The sequence below is a fragment of the Micromonospora sp. LOL_023 genome, from assembly GCF_048060115.1.
Lineage (GTDB): Bacteria > Actinomycetota > Actinomycetes > Mycobacteriales > Micromonosporaceae > Micromonospora_E.
Genome location: NZ_JBHMIM010000023.1, coordinates 17,865 through 36,926, shown reverse-complemented (window position 1 = coordinate 36,926; position 19,062 = coordinate 17,865). Strand labels below are relative to the sequence as shown.

The window sequence follows — 19,062 nt, the reverse complement described above, 5'->3', positions numbered from 1 at the left end:
CCGGTGGCCATCGGATTCAGTCGGCTGGCTGGCGCTCGGACCGTGGCACGCAGCCGTGCGCCACGCCCCATCGGGAGCAGCGCCCGTCCGGGTAGGGCTTCGTCTGGGCGATCCAGGCGAAGTAGCCGGCGTGGTCGACACGTTCGTCGGGCATGTAGCGGTTCGCCGTGGCGGAACCGGCCGAGGCGAGCACGAACAGCACCGGAATCAGCAGCAGGCCGACCGGCGCGGCTGGCCGGCGGGTCTCGCCGCCGTAGAGGCGTCTGCGCCAGTGCCGGATCGCGAGCATCACCCCGAACCCGGTCAGGACCAGCAGACAGTAGAGGACGACAGCGGTGGTCCGGGGGTAGAGCCGTACGGTCTGCGTCTCCCACTGCTCGCTGGCCAGCCACATCCGCAGGAACCAGGCACTGGTGGCACAGGCTCCGGCGGCGATCACGATGCTGTGCCGCCAGCCCAGGACGATCGCCACCCCGAGACCGGCCGCGAGCAGCAGGGTGAACACCCCGACTCCGCCGAGTTCGCCGATGGGTGGCCAGACCGGTCCGACGTCCGCCGGTCGGTCGTTGCGCCACATCGCGATGTACGTCGGTTCGGTGTCGGTGTCGAAGTAGAAGTAGTCGTCCGACGTGCCGCCGGTCGGGGCGAGCAGCCCACGCAGGTGCACCCAGCCGACCGCGAGGAAGCTGGCGACGGCGGCCCCACCGAGAAGCAGCGCGGGGCGCCAGCCGCGCCGCCAGGGGGCGAGGAAGGCGCAGGCGAGCACCATCCCGCCGGCGCACCAGACGTACCACCCGGAGTAGAGCAGGAAGAGCAGTCCGAAGCCGACGCCGGCCAGCAGCCCGGACACCAGGGCCCGTCGTGGGCTCAGCCGGTCGGCACTGCGAAGCACGGACAGGAACTTGACCAGTACGGGCAGCAGCATCACCAGGGTGATCTGAGGGTACGGCTTGACTGGCTCGATCAACGGCAGCATCGCCAGCACGCCGATGGCTACCGCCCAGACCGGGCGTAGCACCAGCCGCCACGACAGGTACGCCGCCGGGCCGAACAGGGCGGTGCCGGCGAGTTGGAGGTCCTTGAGCGCGAAGAGGTGTTCCTGACCGGTCAGTCTGCCCCAGGCGCCGATCAGCCAGAACACGACCGGCGGGTAGTGGTCGGAGATCTCCTGCCCGGCCCACAGCTTCGCGGTCCAGTCCAGGATCCATTCGTAGTCGCCGCCGCCGGCCCACAGCGACGTCCGGGTGCCGTCGAGCGCCACCGCGATCCCGCCGGCCACCAGGCTGGTGGCGAGCCCGGCCACGGCGGCGCAGCCGATTCGTCCGACGTGGTAGCGGTGCGCCGGGGCGAGCAGCCGGCGGGCCACCAGCATCGCGACGACGAGCACCGCCGCGAGTACCGCGAACCGGAACTGGAGCGCGGCGAGTCCACTGACCTGTCCGCGGCGATCCATGGGATCGACATCGATGGTGCTACTCCATGCCAGGAACCCGAACGCGACACCGACGCTGACGACCACCTCGGCGCTGATCGCGCCGGCTCTGGCGGCTGACGTGAGTTTCTGGCGGGCTGCGGTCACCCCAAGACGGTAGACCCTTCGTGGTTACTGGGTCGCACTGCGTGTGCTTCGTGTCGGACTTGTCGGTGTGCGCGGTCAGTGCTGGCTGACGGATCGGGGGTGGGTCTGCGCGCCAGCGTGCGTCGCCGGTGCGCGAGGCGATAAGGTCGTTCGGTCGTAGCCGGGACGGGAGAAGGGGGGCCGGTCGGTGTCCGATTCGTTTGTGCATCTTCACGTGCACACAGAGTATTCGATGCTCGACGGGGCGGCCCGACTGAAGGAGTTGTTCGCCGAGGCGAATCGGCTGGAAATGCCGGCGTTGGCGATGACGGACCACGGAAATCTTTTCGGTGCGTACGATTTCTTCAAGCAGGCGACCGGTGCCGGGGTGAAGCCGATCATCGGCCTGGAAGCCTATCTGACGCCGGGCACGGATCGGCGGGACCGCACCCGGGTGCGGTGGGCCGACGGTGGCGAGAACGACGTTTCCGGCGGTGGCGCGTACACGCATATGACGATGCTCGCGGCCGACGCCGACGGCCTGCGGAATCTGTTCCGACTGGGCTCACGGGCCAGCCTGGAGGGCTACTTCTACAAGCCGCGCGCCGACCGTGAACTGCTGCACCAGTACGGAAAAGGGCTCATCGCGACGACCGGCTGTCCCTCCGGTGAGGTTCAGACCTGGCTGCGGATCGGCAACTTCGAGAAGGCATGTGAATCGGCCGCCGAGTTTCGTGACATCTTCGGGGCGGACAATTTCTATCTTGAATTGATGGATCACGGACTCGACATCGAGACCCGAATCCGCACCGATCTGATCCGGCTCGGCAAACGACTCAACCTGAAGCCGATCGCCACCAACGATCTGCACTACACCCATGAGCGGGACGCCGAGGCGCACGAGGTCCTGCTGTGTGTCCAGTCGGGTTCCACGATGGCGGATCCGAAACGGTTCAAGTTCGACGCCCGCGACTTCTACCTGAAGTCCGCTGCCGAGATGCGGAAGCTGTGGGACTCCGAAGTGCCGGGAGCGTGTGACAACACGCTGGAAATCGCCGAAAAGATCGGCGACTATTCGGCGTTGTTCGCCTCCCGGGATCTGATGCCGCAGTTCCCCGTTCCGGCCGGCGAGACCGAGGAGTCGTTCCTGCGCGCCGAGGTGCTGCGCGGCCTGGACCGCCGCTTCCCCGGCGGCGTCCCGGACGGTCACCGCAAGCAGGCCGAGTACGAACTCGACGTGATCCTCAAGATGGGCTTCCCCGGCTACTTCCTGGTCACCGCCGACCTGGTCGACTACGCCAAACGGGAAGGGATCCGGGTCGGCCCGGGCCGTGGCTCGGCGGCCGGCGCGCTGATCGCGTACGCCCTCGGCATCACCGAGTTGGACCCGATCCCGCACGGCCTGCTCTTCGAACGGTTCCTCAACCCGGACCGGGTGTCGATGCCCGACATCGACATGGACTTCGACGAGCGCCGACGCGGCGACATGATCCGCTACGCCACCGAGCGGTACGGCGAGGAACGTGTCGCGCAGATCATCACCTACGGCACGATCAAGGCGAAGGCGGCGATCAAGGACGCCGCCCGGGTGCTGGGCTACCCGTTCGCGATGGGCGACCGGATCACCAAGGCGATGCCGCCGCCGGTGATGGGCAAGGACATCCCGCTGACCGGCATCTTCGACGCCAAGCATCCGCGCTATCCCGAAGCGGTGGAGTTTCGGGCGTTGTACGAGTCCGACGGCGAGGTCCGCAAGATCGTGGACACGGCGAAAGGCCTCGAAGGGCTCAAACGCCAGTGGGGGGTGCACGCAGCCGGGGTCATCCTGTCCCGCGATCCCCTCGTGGACGTGTTGCCGATCCAGAAGCGGGAACAGGACGGCGCGATCATCACCCAGTGGGACATGGGCGCCTGCGAGTCCATCGGCCTGCTGAAGATGGACTTCCTCGGCCTGCGGAACCTCACCGTGATGGACGACTGCGTGGCCGGGGTCACCGAGAACCGGGGCATCGACCTCGTCCTGGAGGATCTGCCGCTGGATGACAAGGCGGCCTACGAACTCCTCGCCCGCGGCGACACCCTCGGCGTGTTCCAACTCGACGGCGGCCCGATGCGCTCGCTGCTGCGCTCGATGGTGCCGGACAACTTCGAGGACATCTCCGCGGTCCTCGCCCTGTACCGGCCGGGCCCGATGGGTGCCAACGCGCACAACGAGTACGCCGACCGCAAGAACAACCGCAAACCGGTGGTGCCGATCCACCCCGAGCTGGCCGAGGCCCTCGCCGACATCCTGGGTGACACCTACGGGTTGATCGTCTACCAGGAGCAGGTCATGGCGATCGCCCAGCAACTCGCCGGCTACACCCTGGGCGCCGCCGACCTGCTGCGCCGGGCGATGGGCAAGAAGAAGAAGGAGATCCTCGACAAGGAGTACGTGCCGTTCTCCCAGGGCATGCGGGACAAGGGTTACTCCGCCGAGGCGATCAAGACCCTGTGGGACATCCTGGTCCCGTTCTCCGACTACGCCTTCAACAAGGCGCACACCGCCGGCTACGGCCTGGTCTCCTACTGGACCGCGTACCTCAAGGCCAACTACCCGGCCGAGTACATGGCCGCGCTGCTGACCAGCGTCGGCGACGACAAGGACAAGGCCGCTGTCTACCTGGCCGAGTGCCGGCGGATGAAGATCAAGGTGCTGCCGCCGGACGTCAACGCCTCCGGCGCCCGGTTCACCGCCGTCGGCTCCGACATCCGCTTCGGCCTCGCCGCCGTGCGCAACGTCGGCACCAACGTCGTCGACGCGATCGCCCGCTGCCGCAAGGACAAGGGCGCCTACACCGACTTCTACGACTTCCTGCGCAAGGTCGACCCGGTGGCCTGCAACAAACGCACCGTCGAGTCGCTGATCAAGGCCGGCGCGTTCGACTCCCTCGGCCACACCCGTCGCGGCCTGCTGACCGTGCACGCCGACGCCATCGACTCGTTCATGCACCTCAAGAAGAACGAGGCGGTCGGTCAGTACGATCTGTTCGGCGACGCGTTCGGCGCCGCCGACGCCGACGGCGCGGGCCCGATGATCGTCACTCCACCGATCCCGGACAACGAGTGGGACAAGACCGACCTGCTCACCTTCGAACGCGAAATGCTCGGTCTGTACGTCTCCGACCATCCCCTGTTCGGCGTCGAACACGTCCTGTCCGCCGCCGCCGACATGTCCATCGCCACCCTCGCCGAGGACGGCGCGGTCGCTGACGGCAGCGTGATCAACCTGGCCGGCATCCTCTCCGGCGTGCAACGACGGATCACCAAGCAGGGCCGGGCCTGGGCCTCGGCCACCCTGGAGGACCTCGGTGGCGCCGTCGAGGTGCTGTTCTTCCCCAACACCTACGAGGTCGTCGGCCAGTACATCGCCGAGGACGCCATCGTCGTGGTCAAAGGCCGCGTCGACCGCCGCGACGACCAGCCCCGACTGATGGCCATGGACATGTCCCTACCCGAGATCACCTCGGCGGACGAGATCAAACCCATCGTCATCGCCCTGTCACCGGCCCGCTGCACACCACCCCTGGTCGACAACCTGCGCGACGTCCTCACCAGCCACCCCGGCTCCGCCGAGGTCCACGTCAAACTCGTCAACGGCACCCGCGCCACCCTGCTCCGCCTCGGCCCGCACCGGGTCGCCCCCACCACCGCACTGATGGCCGACCTCAAGGCACTCCTCGGCCCTACCGCCGTGGCGGGCTGAGCGCCGAGCGGAAGTCACTAGGATCATCGGGTGAGTTCGACGACCGACGCCGGCCCGCCCGACGACCCGACGGCCGGGTCGCCGCCCGAACCCGTGACGGCCGGGTCGCCGCCCGAACCCGTGACGGCCGGGTCGCCGCCCGAACCCGTGACGGCCGGGTCGCCGGGCGGCGTACCGCTGGATGACCTGACCGGCGGGCGCCCGCCAGCGGTGCCGCCCGGCGTCGGACCGCGATGGTGGTCCGGGCCGGTGGTCCTCGCGGCGACGGTGATCGGCGGTGTTCCGCTCGGCGTCGCCTGGTCGATGCTGGCACCGTGGATCCCGGTGGTGAAGACCGAGCAGGGGGCGGCGGTACGCGGTGCCGACCCGGAGTACTTCGTGGCCGCCGACGGCTGGTTCGGGCTGCTGGGGCTCGGATTCGGGGTCCTCGCCGCGGTCCTGGCCTGGGCGCTGCTGCCCCGGTTGCGCGGGCCGGTGGGCCTGCTCGCCGTGACCTTCGGCGGGCTGGGCGCGGCCGGCGTCGCCTGGGCAGTGGGCCGACAGATTGGCCTCGCCGGCTACCGTCAGGCGCTGGAGTCGGCCGAACTCGGTGCCCAGCTGAGCCGGCCACCGGACCTGCAGGCCGGTGACTTCGACCTGTGGTTCGGGGTGTTGCCGGCCATCACCGGCGCGTTCGGCGCTCCGGCGTTCGGCGCGGTACTGGCCTACACGCTGCTGGCCGGCTGGTCGCGCTACCCGAGCCTGCGCCCCGGGCCCGAGGCTGAATTCGGGCCCGAGGCTGAATTCGGGCCCGAGGCTGAATTCGGGCCCGAGGCTGAATCCGGGCCCGGCCCCGAGTCCACGACTGGCCCCGAGCAGCCGGTCAGTTCGGGCTCGCCGGCACCGCCAACTCCGGCAACGGGACCGGCACCGCCCGCACCCGGCGCAGCAGTGCGACCTCCCGACTGAGCATCCGTAGCTCGGTGCGCAGCCGCCGGGCGGTGTCCGGCTCCGCCAGTAGCGCCTGCCGCTCACCGATGGTCAACGCCGCCGTCGCCGCCACCAGGTGGGACAGCACCGTCGGCTGCTCCGGCAACTGCTCGGCGATTTCGGCGGAGTCGGTGCGGACCAGCTCCAGGTACTGCCGGAACACCGCGAGCACCTGGGGCGCCAGCCGGTCGGCCAGCTCCTCCGACCCGGCCGGTTCCGGCAGCCAGCGCACCGACGCGGTCAGGTACGGGGTTCCCTCGTTGGCCAGATCGGTGATCCGGAACCGGCGCCGACCCACCGTGACGATGTCGTACCGGCCGTTCGGCAACTCGGTGACCTGCCGCAGCTCGGCGGTACATCCCACCTCGTGCAGACTGACCGAGGTCGGTGCTGGCGTGCCGGGCGGGCCCGTCGTCGGCAGCGCCTCCCAGCCACGGCGGATCGCCACCACCCCGAACTCCCTGGTGACGCCCTCGGGGAGGCTGGTCAGGTGCCGGACCAGTGCCCGGTAGCGGTCCTCGAAGATGTGCAGAGGCAGCACCAAGCCTGGGAAGAGCACCGTCCCGAGCGGAAAGACCGGCAGCCGCTGACCCACTGGTCGAGCCTAGCGTGGCCCCCCACGCCGTCCCGTCCGCTGGACGGCCAGCGTCCGGCTGCTGAGAGGACGCCTAGACTCGCAGACGTGCTGAACCGGATCGACCTGCGCGGCGGGTCGCGCGACCCGCGTGGCCTGCTGCCCCGTGCCCAGCTCGACGTCTCCGTGGCCGTCGAGCGTATTCGCCCACTGGTCGAGGGGATCCGCGACCATGGTTACCCGGCGATCCGGGACGCCGCGCAGCGGTTCGACGGGGTCAGCCCCCCACGGTTGCGGGTGCCGGCCGAGGCGCTCGCCGCCGCCGAGCGCGCCCTGAACCCCGAGGTCCGCGCCGCGCTGCTGGAATGCATCGACCGCACCCGGCGGGTGCACGGCGACCAGCGCCGAGCCGACGTCACCACCCGGGTGGTGCCCGGTGGCACGGTCACCGAGCGGTGGATACCGGTCGCCCGGGTCGGGCTCTACGTGCCCGGCGGGCTGGCGGTGTACCCCTCCACGGTGGTGATGAACGTGGTCCCCGCCCAGGTCGCCGGGGTGGCGTCGCTGGTCGTGACCAGTCCGCCGCAGCAGGACAACGGCGGGCTGCCCGACTCCCGGGTACTGGCCGCCTGCGCGCTGCTCGGTGTCGACGAGGTGTACGCCGTCGGCGGTGCCCAGGCGATCGCGATGCTCGGCTACGGTGCCGACGCCGATCCGGACGGCGCGACACGGTGCGCCCCGGTCGATGTGATCACCGGCCCGGGCAACATCTGGGTCACCGCCGCGAAGCGGCTGCTGCGCGGGGTGGTCGGTATCGACGCCGAGGCCGGGCCGACCGAGATCGCCATCCTCGCCGACGACACCGCCGACCCGGTGCATGTCGCCGCGGACCTGATCAGCCAGGCCGAGCACGACCCGCTCGCGGCGAGCGTGCTGGTCACCCCGTCGACCGAGCTCGCCGACGCGGTCGACCGTGAACTCGCCCGGCAGGTGCCGGTGACCAAGCACGCCGAGCGGATCACCACCGCGCTCGGCGGCGTCCAGTCGGGCACCGTGCTGGTCGACGACCTCGACGCAGGGCTGGCGGTGGTCGACGCGTACGCCGCCGAGCACCTGGAGATCCAGACCCGCGACGCGCGGCAGTGGGCACTTCGGGTACGCAACGCCGGCGCGATCTTCGTCGGGGCGTACTCGCCGGTCTCGCTCGGTGACTACTGCGCGGGTTCCAACCACGTGCTGCCCACCGGCGGCTGCGCCCGGCACTCCTCCGGGCTGTCGGTGCAGTCGTTCCTGCGCGGCGTCCACCTGGTCGAGTACGACGCCGACGCGCTGCGTGACGTCGCTGGCCACGTGGTCACCCTGGCGAACGCGGAGGACCTGCCGGCGCACGGCCAGGCGGTCCGGGCCAGGTTCGCCGACGCGGCCGGTGCCGACCAGCCGGCGGAACCGGCGGTGACCCGGTGACCGGCGTCCCGTTCACCCTCGACGACCTGCCGATCCGCGAGGAGTTCCGGGGGCGTGACCCGTACGGGGCACCGCAGCTGGACGTGCCGGTGCGGCTCAACACCAACGAGAACTCCTATCCGCTGCCGGAGGTGGTGGTCGACGCGATCGCCACCGCGGTCACCGCCGAGCTGCGGGAGCTCAACCGTTATCCGGACCGGGACGCGACCGCGCTGCGGACCGACCTGGCCGGCTATCTCGGTCGTGGGCTCACCCCGGCCGGGGTGTGGGCGGCCAACGGGTCCAACGAGATCCAGCAGCAGCTGCTGCAGGTGTTCGCCGGGCCGGGCCGGGTGGCGTTGGGCTTCACCCCGGCGTACTCGATGCATCCGCTGCTGGCGTTGGGTACCGGCACCCGGTGGGTGGACGGCCGCCGCGGGCCCGATTTCGGGCTGACCACGGCGGACGCCGTGGCGCAGGTCGCCGAGCACCGGCCGGACCTGGTGTTCCTCTGCTCGCCGAACAACCCGACCGGGACGGCCCTGGACCCGGCGGTGGTGGACGCGGTGCTGGCCACCGCGCCCGGGATCGTCGTGGTGGACGAGGCGTACGCCGAGTTCGCCCGGCCCGGCACCCGCAGCGCGCTGGAGCTGCTGCCGGCGCACCCACGTCTGGTGGTGACCCGGACGATGAGCAAGGCGTTCGGCTTCGCCGGGGGTCGGCTCGGCTACCTGGCTGCGCATCCGGCGGTGGTCGACGCGGTCCAGTTGGTGCGGCTGCCGTACCACCTCTCGGCGTTGACCCAGGCGGCCGCCCGGGCCGCCCTGGCGCACCGGGACACGCTGCTCGGTACCGTAGCGGTGATCAAGCAGCAGCGGGACCGGATCGTGTCGCGGCTGCGGGAGTTCGGGCTGCGCGTCGCCGACAGTGACGCCAACTTCGTGCTGTTCGGCGTCGGTGGGGATCAGCGGGCGGTCTGGCGGGGGCTGCTGGAGCGCGGGGTGCTGGTCCGCGACGTCGGGCTGCCCGGCTGGCTGCGGGTGACGGCCGGTACGCCCCAGGAGACCGACGCCTTCCTGACCGCGATGGCCGAGCTGGCCGCACCGGCTGATCTCACCGCACCGGCTGATCTCACCGCACCGGCTGATCTCACCGCACCGGCTGAGGTCACCTCGATGACTGGGAACGGAGTGACGACATGAGCCGCACGGCGCGGGTGGAGCGCACCACGGCCGAGACGAAGGTGCTGGTCGAGCTGGGTCTCGACGGCACCGGCGCAGCCGACATCAGCACCGGTGTCGGCTTCTACGACCACATGCTCAACCAGATCGCCCGGCACGGCGGCTTCGACCTGACCGTGCGGACCGTCGGTGACCTGGAGATCGACGCACATCACACGATGGAGGACACCGCCATCGCCCTGGGTACCGCGCTGCGCCAGGCGCTCGGGGACAAGGCCGGCATCCGGCGGTACGGTTCGGCGACCATCCCGATGGACGAGGTGCTGGTCCGGGCCGCCATCGACCTGTCGGGCCGGCCGTACGTCGTGCACGACGAGCCGGCTCTCGCGCCGTACATCGGGCCGGTCTACCCGACCAGCATGACCCGGCACATCTGGGAGTCCCTCGGCCACTCCGCGATGATCACCCTGCACGTGTCGGTGCTGCGGGCGGCGCGCGACGGCGGGCACCCGGACGCGCACCACGTGGTCGAGGCCCAGTTCAAGGCGGTGTCCCGGGCGTTGCGCGAGGCGGTGGCGGTCGATCCGCGATCCGCTGGCGCGGTGCCCAGCACCAAGGGTGCGTTGTAACGTGGGCAGCTTCCTGCCGGTGGCGCTGTTCGCGCTCGCCGGAGTGCTGGTCGGCGGTGCCTGGTCGCTGCACCGGCAAGGTGCCGGCCGCAGCTCCGTCGGGCTGGCCGCCGGGCTGGCCCTGCTGGCCGCCGCTGGCGGCGTGTTCTGGCTGCTGCCCGGAGGTGACTGATGGTCCCGCGTACGCCTCGGGTCGTGGTGCTCGACTACGGCTCCGGCAACCTGCGTTCCGCGCAGCGTGCCCTGGCGCGGGCCGGTGCCGAGGTGACCGTCACCGCCGATCTGGCCGCCGCCGAGGCGGCCGACGGGCTGGTGGTGCCGGGCGTCGGCGCGTACGCCGCCTGCATGGCCGGCATAGACGCGTTGGGTGCCGCTGCGACGATCGCCGGCCGGGTCGCCGCCGGGCGGCCGGTACTGGGTATCTGCGTCGGCATGCAGATCCTCTTCGAGTACGGCGAGGAGCACGGCGTGGTCACCAAGGGGCTCGGACTGTTGCCCGGCGGGGTGCGCCGGTTGCCCGCCGAGCGGGTGCCGCACATGGGCTGGAACACGGTCGGGCCGCCGGCCGGCAGCGCGCTGTTCGCCGGGTTGCCGCCCGACGCCCGGTTCTACTTCGTCCACTCGTACGCGGCGCTCGCCGTCGATCCGCTGACCGCGGCCGGCGCGCTGGTGACCACGGCCGACCACGAAGGCGGTTTCGTCGCGGCGGCCGAGCGGGGGCCGCTGTCGGCGACCCAGTTCCATCCGGAGAAGTCCGCCCAGACCGGGGCCGCTCTGCTGGGTAACTGGCTGGCGAGCCTCGGCCAGGGTGGCAACGACCGGCGGGAGATCCGGTGAGCAAGGAACGGGCCCGTCGTCGGGCGGTGCGGCTCGCGCAGCAGGAGAAGGAGCGGGCGGCCCGGGCCCGCAGCACCACCCGTCGGAAGCGCCGCCAGGCGACGTTGCGCCGGCTCACCCCACGCCGCCCCGGCGGGCGGACCGGCCGACTGTTCGTCCGGCGCAGCCGGACCGAACGGGCCGGGATCGCCGTGTCGGCCGTGGCCTCGTTGGTCGTGGTGTGGCTGGCCGTGCCCGACATGGCGTTGCGCCTGCTCCTGATCGCCGTCCTGTTGCTCGTGGCGCCGGCCGCCGTGGTGATCGCGCTCGGCCGGCGTACCTGAATCCACCATCTCGAGGAGATCTTTCCGTGACGCTGATTCTGCTTCCCGCTGTCGATGTCGCCGATGGCCAGGCCGTTCGCCTGGTCCAGGGTGCCGCCGGCAGCGAAACCTCCTACGGTGACCCGCTGGAGGCTGCGCTGACCTGGCAGCGTGACGGCGCGGAATGGATCCACCTGGTCGACCTGGACGCCGCGTTCGGCCGGGGCAGCAACGCCCACCTGCTCGCCGAGGTGGTCCGGCAGATCGACGTGGCGGTGGAGTTGTCCGGGGGCATCCGCGACGACGAGTCCCTCGCCGCCGCGTTGGGTACCGGCGCCGCCCGGGTCAACATCGGTACCGCCGCGCTGGAGGATCCGGTCTGGTGTGACCGGGTCGTCGGCGAGTACGGCGACCGGGTGGCGATCGGGCTGGACGTGCGTGGGCGTACCCTCGCGGCCCGGGGCTGGACCCGCGAGGGCGGGGACCTTTTCGAGATCCTGGAACGGCTGGACAAGGCCGGTGCCGCCCGGTACGTGGTCACCGACATCACCAAGGACGGCACCATGCGGGGGCCGAACGTGGACCTGCTGCGCGAGGTCTGCGCCCGGACCGACGCACCGGTGATCGCCTCCGGCGGTGTCTCCGCCCTGGACGACCTGCGCGCACTGGCCACCTTGGAGTCGATCGGAGTGGAGGGCGTGATCGCCGGTAAGGCGCTCTACGCCGGCGCGTTCACCGTCGCCGAGGCGCTCGCCGCGCTGCGTGACGCCGCGACCTCGGGTGACCAGCCGTGACGGTGGCGGTCCGGGTGATCCCGTGTCTGGATGTCGACGCCGGCCGGGTGGTGAAGGGGATCAACTTCGTCGACCTGCGCGACGCAGGGGATCCGGTCGAGTTGGCCTCGGCGTACGACGCCGCCGGTGCCGACGAGCTGACCTTCCTCGACGTCACCGCCTCCTCCGACGACCGGGGCACGATGCTGGACGTGGTGCGGCGGACGGCCGAGTCGGTGTTCATCCCGCTCACGGTCGGCGGCGGGGTACGGTCGGTGGTCGACGTGGACACCCTGCTGCGGGCCGGAGGGGACAAGGTCGGGGTGAACACGGCGGCGATCGCCCGCCCGGAGCTGATCGCCGAGATCGCCGACCGGTTCGGCCGGCAGGTGCTGGTGTTGTCGCTGGACGTCCGCCGGGCCGGCCCGCAGACGATCGCCAGCGGCGACACGCCCAGCGGCTTCGAGGTCACCACCCACGGTGGTCGTCGGGGGACCGCGATCGACGCGGTCCAGTGGGCGCGGCGCGGCGCTGAGCTGGGGGCGGGGGAGATCCTGCTGAACTCGATGGACGCGGACGGCACCAAGAGCGGTTTCGACGTGGAGCTGATCGCCGCGGTGCGGGCGGTCGTCGACATCCCGGTGATCGCCAGCGGCGGGGCCGGCGCGACCGGGCACTTTCCGCCGGCGGTCGCCGCCGGCGCCGACGCGGTTCTCGCGGCAAGCGTGTTCCACTTCGGTGAGTTGACGATCGGCGCGGTCAAGCAGGAGCTGCGCGCCGCCGGCCACCCGGTGCGCTGACCCGCCGGCCGGGGGCGGCCCGGCGGCACGGGGTCAGCCCGGCCCGCGCTGGGCGACGGTCGAGTTCTCCACCGACTGCCGGGGGGTGGGCAGCAGCCGGCCGGTGTACTCGACCATCGCCGCGTTGTGGTCCTGGTCGTCGAGGCGCCAGTCGTTGTCCGCCGTGGCGTACCGGCGGGTCAGCACGCCGTGCACGCTGTCCACCGTCGTGGTCAGCCCGCCACGGGGGCGGTCGCGCCACAGCTGCTCACCGGAGAGGGTGACCTGGAACCAGCCGTCGGTGACCGAGATCAGGTCGGCACCGAGTAGCCGGCGTACCCCGGTCTCGATCTCCGCACGGTCGGGAATCGCCTGGTTGAGGTGTTCCGCGGTGGCGAGCACGTCGACCAGCCGTACGCCCTCGGGCCGGCGGCTCAGCGGCGAGCGCCGGTGCCGACCAACCTTGCCCGCGATGACCACCGAGACGAAGATCCACGCGTCCGACCAAGCCCACCCCTCGTCCATCATCAGCCAATGATGCCGCGCCGGGCGCGCGGGCGGAACTCCTGTGCTTGGCTGTGGACATGCTTTTGCCACGCCCCACCCGGTCGACCCGGGTGGCCGGACATTTCACAGTCGACGCGACGACCGGGCTACATGCTCCGGAAAGCGTGGCTGACCTGCTGCGCGAGCTCATCGGTCCGGCGACCGGCCTGCCGTTGGCGGCGGCCGGTCCGGGCGACGACGGCGTTGTCAGTTTGCAGCTGACCGACGACCCGACGCTGGGCGCGGAGGGCTACCGGCTCCGGATCGACCCGAGCGGGGTACGGGCGTGGGCCGGCACCGAGGCAGGCCTGCGGTGGGCGGTGCAGACGCTGCGCCAGCTGCTGCCCGACCAGGTGTACGCCGCCGAGCCGGCCCGTGGCGTGTCCTGGCGGTTGCCGGCGGTCGAGATCGTCGACGTGCCGACGTACGCCTGGCGGGGCTCGTTGCTGGACGTCGCCCGCTGGTGTCATCCGCTGCCGTTTCTCTACCGCTACGTCGATCTCCTCGCCCTGCACAAGCTCAACACCCTGCATCTGCACCTCACCGACGACCAGGGGTGGCGCTTCGAGGTACGCCGGTTTCCCCAGCTGACCGAGGTGGGCGGTTTCCGGGCCGAATCGCCGGCCGGGCATGCCCGCGATGGTCGGGGCGACGCAACGCCGCACGGCGGCTGGTACCAGCAGTCCGAACTGCGCGACCTGGTGGCGTACGCCGCCCGGCGCGGGGTGCGGATCATGCCGGAGATCGACCTGCCGGGCCATGCCCAGGCGGCGATCGCGGCCTACCCGGAGTTCGGCAACGACCCGGGCCGGCGGTTGGCGGTCGGCACCACCTGGGGCATCTCCACCCATGTGTTGAACCTGGAACCGGCCACCCTGACCGCGGTCTGCGACATCCTCGACGAGGTGGTCGACGTCTTTCCGTTCGAGTACGTGCACGTCGGCGGCGACGAGGTACCGACCGCCGAGTGGGTGGCGAGCCCGGCCGCCACCGCCCGTGCGGCAGAGTTGGGCCTGGGCCGGGTGGCCGACCTGCAGGGTTGGTGGACCGGCCGGCTGGCCGCGCACCTGGCCGGGCACGGTCGGCGGATCGCCGTCTGGGACGAGTTGCTCGACCGGGGCGTGCCGGCGGGGGCGACGGTCTTCGCCTGGCGGGGCACCGACCGGATTGCCGCCGCCCGGGCCGCCGGCCTGCCGGCGGTGGCCGCCCCGTTCAGCCACACCTATTTCGACTGGGCCGAGTCCGACGATCCGGCGGAACCGCTGGCGATCGCCGGGGTGCTGCCGCTGGACACGGTGTACGGGTTCCAGCCCGGTGACGTGCTCGGCGTGCAGGGCCAGCTGTGGAGCGAGTACCTGCCGACCGGGCCGAGCGTGTGGTGGCGGGCGTTCCCCCGGTTGGCGGCGCTGGCCGAGGTGGGGTGGTCGGGGCCGGTGCCGGTGGACGCCGACGGCGCACTACCGCCGGGGAGGCGGGCCGAGTTCCGTGGCCGCCTGGCCGGGCACCTGCGCCGGCTGGATCAACTCGGGGTCGGCTACCGGCCGCTCGACTGAGCGCCGCGGCTGGGCCGGGCGCTGTGGCCGGTCTGTGCGCCGTGGCTCGACTGAGCACAGCGGGAGGAAGAACTGCGCCAACGGTCCGATACAGAGGGCATACAGCACGGTGCCGAGGCCGACCGTGCCGCCCAGTAGCCAGCCGGTGCCCAGCACGGTGACCTCGATCACGGTGCGGACCAGGCGGACCGAGCTGCCCGGGTGGCGGGTCACCCAGCCGGTCATCAGCCCGTCGCGGGGACCGGGTCCAAAACGGGCGCCGATGTAGAGGCCGGTCGCCAGACCGTTGAGCACGACGCCGGCGATTAACCAGCCGATCCGTACGGGGAGTCCGGTCGGGCTGGGCAGTACGGCGAGGGCGGCGTCCACCGCGATGCCGATGACCACCACGTTGCTGACGGTGCCCAGCCCGGGGCGTTGGCGCAGCGGAATCCACAGCAGGAGGACGGCGGCTCCGGTGATCACGGTCACCGTGCCGAAGCTGAGCCCGGTCCGCCCGGCGAGGCCTTGGTGGAAGACGTCCCAGGGGTTGAGTCCGAGGTGCGGTTCGATCATCAGCGCCATGCTGACCCCGTACAGCACCAGACCGAGGTAGAGCTGTCCGAGTCGGCGGGGGAGCCGGTCGCCACCGTTGCCAATCTTCTTCACGCATGCCACTCTGAAGGCCAATCGATCCGGATGGCTACGGCCAATTGGGGGTAGGTGGCATGGCTGTCGTGGTGCGAGGGAGCCAATTGGCCCGACTGCTCGGTCAGTGGCACGCGCTGCCGGGGCGGCGGCGCAACCCGGACTACGCCGCGCTGGCCGGGGCGGTCCGGGGGCTGCTCGCCGACGGACGGCTGGCGCTCGGTGTCCGGTTGCCGGCCGAGCGGGAGCTCGCCGAGGCGCTGCGGGTCAGCCGGACCACCGTCACGGCCGCGTACCGCAGCCTGCGCGAGTCCGGGCACCTGACCAGCCGCCGGGGTGCCGGCAGCTGGACCACGCTGCCCAGCGGGCACCAGGTCGCCAGCTCCGGGCTGTGGACCGCCGACACCGACCTGGACATGATCGACCTCGGGTACGCGGCGTTGGCGGCTCCGCCGGAGTTGGTGCCGGCGGCCCGGGCCGCCGCCGAGGACCTGCCCCGTTACCTGCAGCACGCCGGCTACTTTCCGACCGGACTGGCCGAGCTGCGGTCGGCGATCGCCCAGACCTACACCCGTCGCGGACTGACCACCAGCCCCGAGCAGATCATGGTCACCAGCGGCACTCAGCATGCCCTCGACCTGGTGCTACGGCTGCTGCTGCCGCCCGGTGCGACGGTGCTGGTGGAGTCGCCCACGTACCCCAACGCGTTGGCCGCGTTGGCGGCCCGTCGTGCCCGTATCGCCACCCATGGCCTGGCCACGACCGGCGACGGTGGCGGCTGGGACGCCGAGTTGCTGCTCGGCGCGATCCGTCAGGACCGGCCCCGGCTGGCGTACCTGATTCCCGAGTTCCAGAACCCGACCGGTTATCTCATGTCGACGGAGCTGCGTGAACGGGTCGTCGCGGCGGCCCATGCCATCGGCACCGACCTGGTTGTCGACGAGTCGTTCGTCGACCTTCCGCTCGACGGCACGGTGGTGCCACCGCCCACCGCGCTGTTCGACCGGCACTCGCGGGTGATCTCCATCGGCGGGATGAGCAAGCCCTACTGGGGTGGGCTGCGGATCGGTTGGGTACGGGCCTCCGCGCCCCTGGTGCAGCGCCTCGCCGCGCTACGGGTCGGCGTGGACATGGCCGGTCCGGTGCTCGACCAACTGGTCGGGGTGCACCTGCTGGCCGCTGCCGACACCATCGTGCCGGCCCGGCTGGCCCAGCTTGCCGCTCAGCGCGACGCGCTGCTCGCCGAGTTGGCCGCCGCGTTGCCGGAGTGGCGGGTGACCGTGCCGCACGGTGGAGTGACGCTCTGGGCGGAGCTGGACGGCCCGATCTCCAGCGCGTTGGCGCGGGCCGCGGAGGAGGCCGGGGTACGGCTGGCACCCGGCCCCAGGTTCGGCATCGACGGCACCCTGGAGCGGTTCCTGCGGCTGCCGTTCACCCTACCGGTGCCGGTGCTGACCGACGCGGTGCGGCGTATCGCGGCGGTGCGCTATGACCTGGACCGCACCAGCCGCCGCCAGTGGCGGGAGCCCGCGATGATCGCCTGACGGCGGCTGGTGCCCGACCCCACGGTCAGATCTCGGCGAGTTGCCCGGCGTACATCTGGTCGATCTGGGTGGCGAAGTTGCTCTCCACGCTGCGGCGCTTGACCTTCATCGACGGCGTCATCTCGCCGTCCTCGATGGTCAGGTCGCGGTCGAGGACAGTGAACTTCTTGATCGTCTCCCAGCGGTTGAGTTTGCTGTTGAGCTCGTTGACGTAGCCCTCGACGAGGGTGTGCATCTCGGGTGAGGAGACGATCTCCGAATACGGTCGGTCGGCCAGCGGGCCACCGGCAGCCCAGTCGGCGACGGCGTCCGGATCCAGGGCGATCAGCATGGTGCAGTAGTTGCGGGCCTGTCCGATCACCACCGCCTGCGAGGTGTACGGGCAGATCGCCTTGAAGATACCTTCGATGTGCGACGGCGCGACGTACTTGCCGCCGGAGGTCTTGACCAGGTCCTTCTTGCGGTCGGTGATGTTGAGGAACCCGTCGCTGTCGAGGGTGCCGATGTCGCCGGTGCGGAAGAACCCGTCGGCGGTGAACGCCTCGGCGGTCTCGTCCGGCAGGTTGTGGTAGCCGCGCATCACCGGCGCGCCGCGCAGCAGGACCTCGCCGTCGTCGTCGATGCGGCACTCCAGGTCACCGAGCGCCTGCCCGACGCTGCCGATCTTGATCTGCGCCGGCCGGTTGACGAAGTTCGCGGCGCTGGCCTCGGTCAGTCCGTAGCCTTCGCAGATCGGCAGGTTGGCGGCGGCGAAGAACTCGGCGATGTCCGGACTCAGCGGAGCCGAGCCGGACACCAGGGCCTTGATCTGCCCGCCGAGGCGGGCCTGCAGCTTGCTGAAGACCAGCTTCTCGGCGATCGCGTACTTGATCTTCAAACCTCCGGGCACGGCCAAGCCGGCCTGCTCCAGGTCGACCTTTCGCCGGCCGACGCCGACCGCCCAGCTGAAGATCTTCGCCTTGGCGCCGCCCGCGTCCTGTGCTGTGGTGACGGCCTTGTTGTAGACCTTCTCGAAGACCCGTGGAGCCGCGCACATCAGGGTCGGCCGGACCACCGACAGCATCTCGACGAGCTTGTCCACCCGCCCGTCCACGTAGGTCGGCAAGCCGACGTGGATGATGCTGCACAGCAGGGTCTTGCCGAACGAGTGCGACAGTGGCAGCCAGAGGTACTGCAGGTCGTCGGCGTTCATGATGCCGCATTGCGACTGGGCCACCGCCTCCCAGCACCAGCCCCGGTGCAGCAACTCGACGCCCTTGGGTCGGCCGGTGGTGCCGGAAGTGTAGATCAACGTGGCCAGGTGCTCGGGCTCGATCGTGGTGGCGATCCGCTCGATGAGTCCGGGTTCGGCGGCCAGCGCCACTGCGCCGCGTTGCTCCAGTTCCGCCAGGGTGAGCTGGGGGACCGCCGCGGAGGGGTCGGCCGTCCCGTCGATCAGGACCACGTGGGTCAGTGCCGGCAACTGTGCGCCGGTGATCTTGCTGGCCTGGGTGAGGTTCTCCGCGATCAGGACCTTCGATCCGGAGTCTTCGATGATGAAGGTCGCGTCCGCAGGCTCGGTGGTCGGGTAGACGGTCGTCGTCGCCCCGGCGGCGCACATGATGCCCAGGTCGGCGAGGACCCATTCGAGTCGGGTGTTGGCCAGGATCGCCACCCGGTCCTCGTTGCCGATGCCCAGGGAGTAGAGGCCGGCGGCGATCGCCTTGGTGCGCTCGGCGACCTGGCTCCAGGTCAGCCAGGTCAGGCCGGAATCGCCGGGTGCGGGGGAGGCGAAGGCGTTCTTGGCCGGCGTCGCCGCCACGCGCTGCAGGAACATGTCGGGAATCGACCGGTATGGGACATCGATCGCCATCGGGTGCGTCGCCTCCGTATATGTGATAGTGAGCGCCGTCACGTAAATTCGGTGTTACCGAAGGGTAGTGCCAAGGCGGCGCTTCGGCTAGTCCGTGGCGTCCGTCGGCAGCGGTCACCAGCTCGTAGCCTGCGGTTCTCTGCCAGTGGG

At 71.0% G+C, this 19,062-nt stretch carries 17 protein-coding genes; 12 read left to right on the top strand and 5 right to left on the bottom strand.

Going from position 1 to position 19,062, the window contains the following annotated elements; translation table 11 throughout:
* Positions 1–16: 16 nt before the first annotated feature.
* The gene (locus ACFHVL_RS14610) at positions 17–1,579 is read right to left on the bottom strand and encodes a hypothetical protein (protein ID WP_416628339.1); all 1,563 of its coding nucleotides are present in this window, start codon (positions 1,577–1,579) and stop codon (positions 17–19) included.
* Between the two features lie 187 nt (positions 1,580–1,766).
* Here ACFHVL_RS14610 and dnaE point away from each other — a divergent pair, with 187 nt between their 5' ends.
* Both dnaE and ACFHVL_RS14600 read left to right on the top strand, forming a co-directional pair.
* Entirely contained in the window at positions 1,767–5,303 is a 3,537-nt protein-coding gene (dnaE, locus tag ACFHVL_RS14605) for a DNA polymerase III subunit alpha (RefSeq protein WP_416628337.1), read from the top strand.
* A gap of 30 nt (positions 5,304–5,333) precedes the next feature.
* Positions 5,334–6,251, top strand: a complete 918-nt coding sequence (locus ACFHVL_RS14600) for a DUF2567 domain-containing protein (protein WP_416628336.1) — start codon at positions 5,334–5,336, stop codon at positions 6,249–6,251.
* Here ACFHVL_RS14600 and ACFHVL_RS14595 read toward each other — a convergent pair.
* The gene (locus ACFHVL_RS14595; protein WP_416628334.1) at positions 6,166–6,867 is read right to left on the bottom strand and encodes an LON peptidase substrate-binding domain-containing protein; all 702 of its coding nucleotides are present in this window, start codon (positions 6,865–6,867) and stop codon (positions 6,166–6,168) included. The genes ACFHVL_RS14600 and ACFHVL_RS14595 overlap by 86 nt on opposite strands.
* A gap of 87 nt (positions 6,868–6,954) precedes the next feature.
* On the opposite strand from ACFHVL_RS14595, the gene hisD reads away from it, so the two are divergent.
* From hisD to hisF, 8 genes are read left to right on the top strand one after another with little or no spacing between them, the layout of a single operon-like run.
* Positions 6,955–8,310, top strand: a complete 1,356-nt coding sequence (gene hisD, locus ACFHVL_RS14590; RefSeq protein ID WP_416628332.1) for a histidinol dehydrogenase — start codon at positions 6,955–6,957, stop codon at positions 8,308–8,310.
* Positions 8,307–9,491: a histidinol-phosphate transaminase gene (locus ACFHVL_RS14585; protein WP_416628331.1), complete on the top strand. Its 1,185-nt coding sequence runs from the start codon at positions 8,307–8,309 to the stop codon at positions 9,489–9,491. Before hisD ends, ACFHVL_RS14585 begins: the two co-directional genes overlap by 4 nt.
* Positions 9,488–10,099, top strand: coding sequence for an imidazoleglycerol-phosphate dehydratase HisB (gene hisB / locus ACFHVL_RS14580; protein WP_416628330.1), 612 nt, complete (start codon positions 9,488–9,490; stop codon positions 10,097–10,099). Before ACFHVL_RS14585 ends, hisB begins: the two co-directional genes overlap by 4 nt.
* Position 10,100: 1 nt before the next feature.
* Positions 10,101–10,271 carry a hypothetical protein gene (locus ACFHVL_RS14575; protein WP_416628329.1) on the top strand — a complete coding sequence of 57 codons (171 nt, stop codon included), beginning with the start codon at positions 10,101–10,103 and terminating at the stop codon, positions 10,269–10,271.
* The gene (hisH, locus tag ACFHVL_RS14570; protein ID WP_416628328.1) at positions 10,271–10,936 is read left to right on the top strand and encodes an imidazole glycerol phosphate synthase subunit HisH; all 666 of its coding nucleotides are present in this window, start codon (positions 10,271–10,273) and stop codon (positions 10,934–10,936) included. Before ACFHVL_RS14575 ends, hisH begins: the two co-directional genes overlap by 1 nt.
* Positions 10,933–11,259 (top strand): hypothetical protein, encoded by a 327-nt coding sequence (locus tag ACFHVL_RS14565; protein ID WP_416628326.1) that lies wholly within the window; start codon positions 10,933–10,935, stop codon positions 11,257–11,259. The genes hisH and ACFHVL_RS14565 overlap by 4 nt, the downstream gene beginning before the upstream one ends.
* Positions 11,260–11,285: 26 nt before the next feature.
* On the top strand, positions 11,286–12,032 hold the full coding sequence (priA, locus tag ACFHVL_RS14560) for a bifunctional 1-(5-phosphoribosyl)-5-((5-phosphoribosylamino)methylideneamino)imidazole-4-carboxamide isomerase/phosphoribosylanthranilate isomerase PriA (RefSeq protein ID WP_416628324.1): 747 nt from the start codon (positions 11,286–11,288) through the stop codon (positions 12,030–12,032).
* On the top strand, positions 12,029–12,811 hold the full coding sequence (gene hisF, locus ACFHVL_RS14555) for an imidazole glycerol phosphate synthase subunit HisF (RefSeq protein ID WP_416628322.1): 783 nt from the start codon (positions 12,029–12,031) through the stop codon (positions 12,809–12,811). The genes priA and hisF overlap by 4 nt, the downstream gene beginning before the upstream one ends.
* A gap of 33 nt (positions 12,812–12,844) precedes the next feature.
* Here the strand turns inward: hisF and ACFHVL_RS14550 are convergent, their stop codons facing one another.
* Positions 12,845–13,318 carry a hypothetical protein gene (locus tag ACFHVL_RS14550; RefSeq protein ID WP_416628320.1) on the bottom strand — a complete coding sequence of 158 codons (474 nt, stop codon included), beginning with the start codon at positions 13,316–13,318 and terminating at the stop codon, positions 12,845–12,847.
* Between the two features lie 56 nt (positions 13,319–13,374).
* Between ACFHVL_RS14550 and ACFHVL_RS14545 the strand changes: the two genes are divergently transcribed.
* Entirely contained in the window at positions 13,375–14,889 is a 1,515-nt protein-coding gene (locus tag ACFHVL_RS14545; RefSeq protein WP_416628318.1) for a beta-N-acetylhexosaminidase, read from the top strand.
* On the opposite strand, the gene ACFHVL_RS14540 is transcribed toward ACFHVL_RS14545, so the two are convergent.
* Entirely contained in the window at positions 14,794–15,537 is a 744-nt protein-coding gene (locus ACFHVL_RS14540; protein WP_416628317.1) for a YczE/YyaS/YitT family protein, read from the bottom strand. The two genes, ACFHVL_RS14545 and ACFHVL_RS14540, sit on opposite strands and share 96 nt — an antisense overlap.
* A gap of 59 nt (positions 15,538–15,596) precedes the next feature.
* Here ACFHVL_RS14540 and ACFHVL_RS14535 point away from each other — a divergent pair, with 59 nt between their 5' ends.
* Complete coding sequence (locus ACFHVL_RS14535) at positions 15,597–17,060, top strand: PLP-dependent aminotransferase family protein (RefSeq protein ID WP_416628316.1); 1,464 nt, start codon at positions 15,597–15,599, stop codon at positions 17,058–17,060.
* A 25-nt stretch (positions 17,061–17,085) separates the two neighbouring features.
* On the opposite strand, the gene ACFHVL_RS14530 is transcribed toward ACFHVL_RS14535, so the two are convergent.
* Positions 17,086–18,912, bottom strand: coding sequence for an AMP-dependent synthetase/ligase (locus tag ACFHVL_RS14530; RefSeq protein WP_416628315.1), 1,827 nt, complete (start codon positions 18,910–18,912; stop codon positions 17,086–17,088).
* Positions 18,913–19,062: the final 150 nt, after the last annotated feature.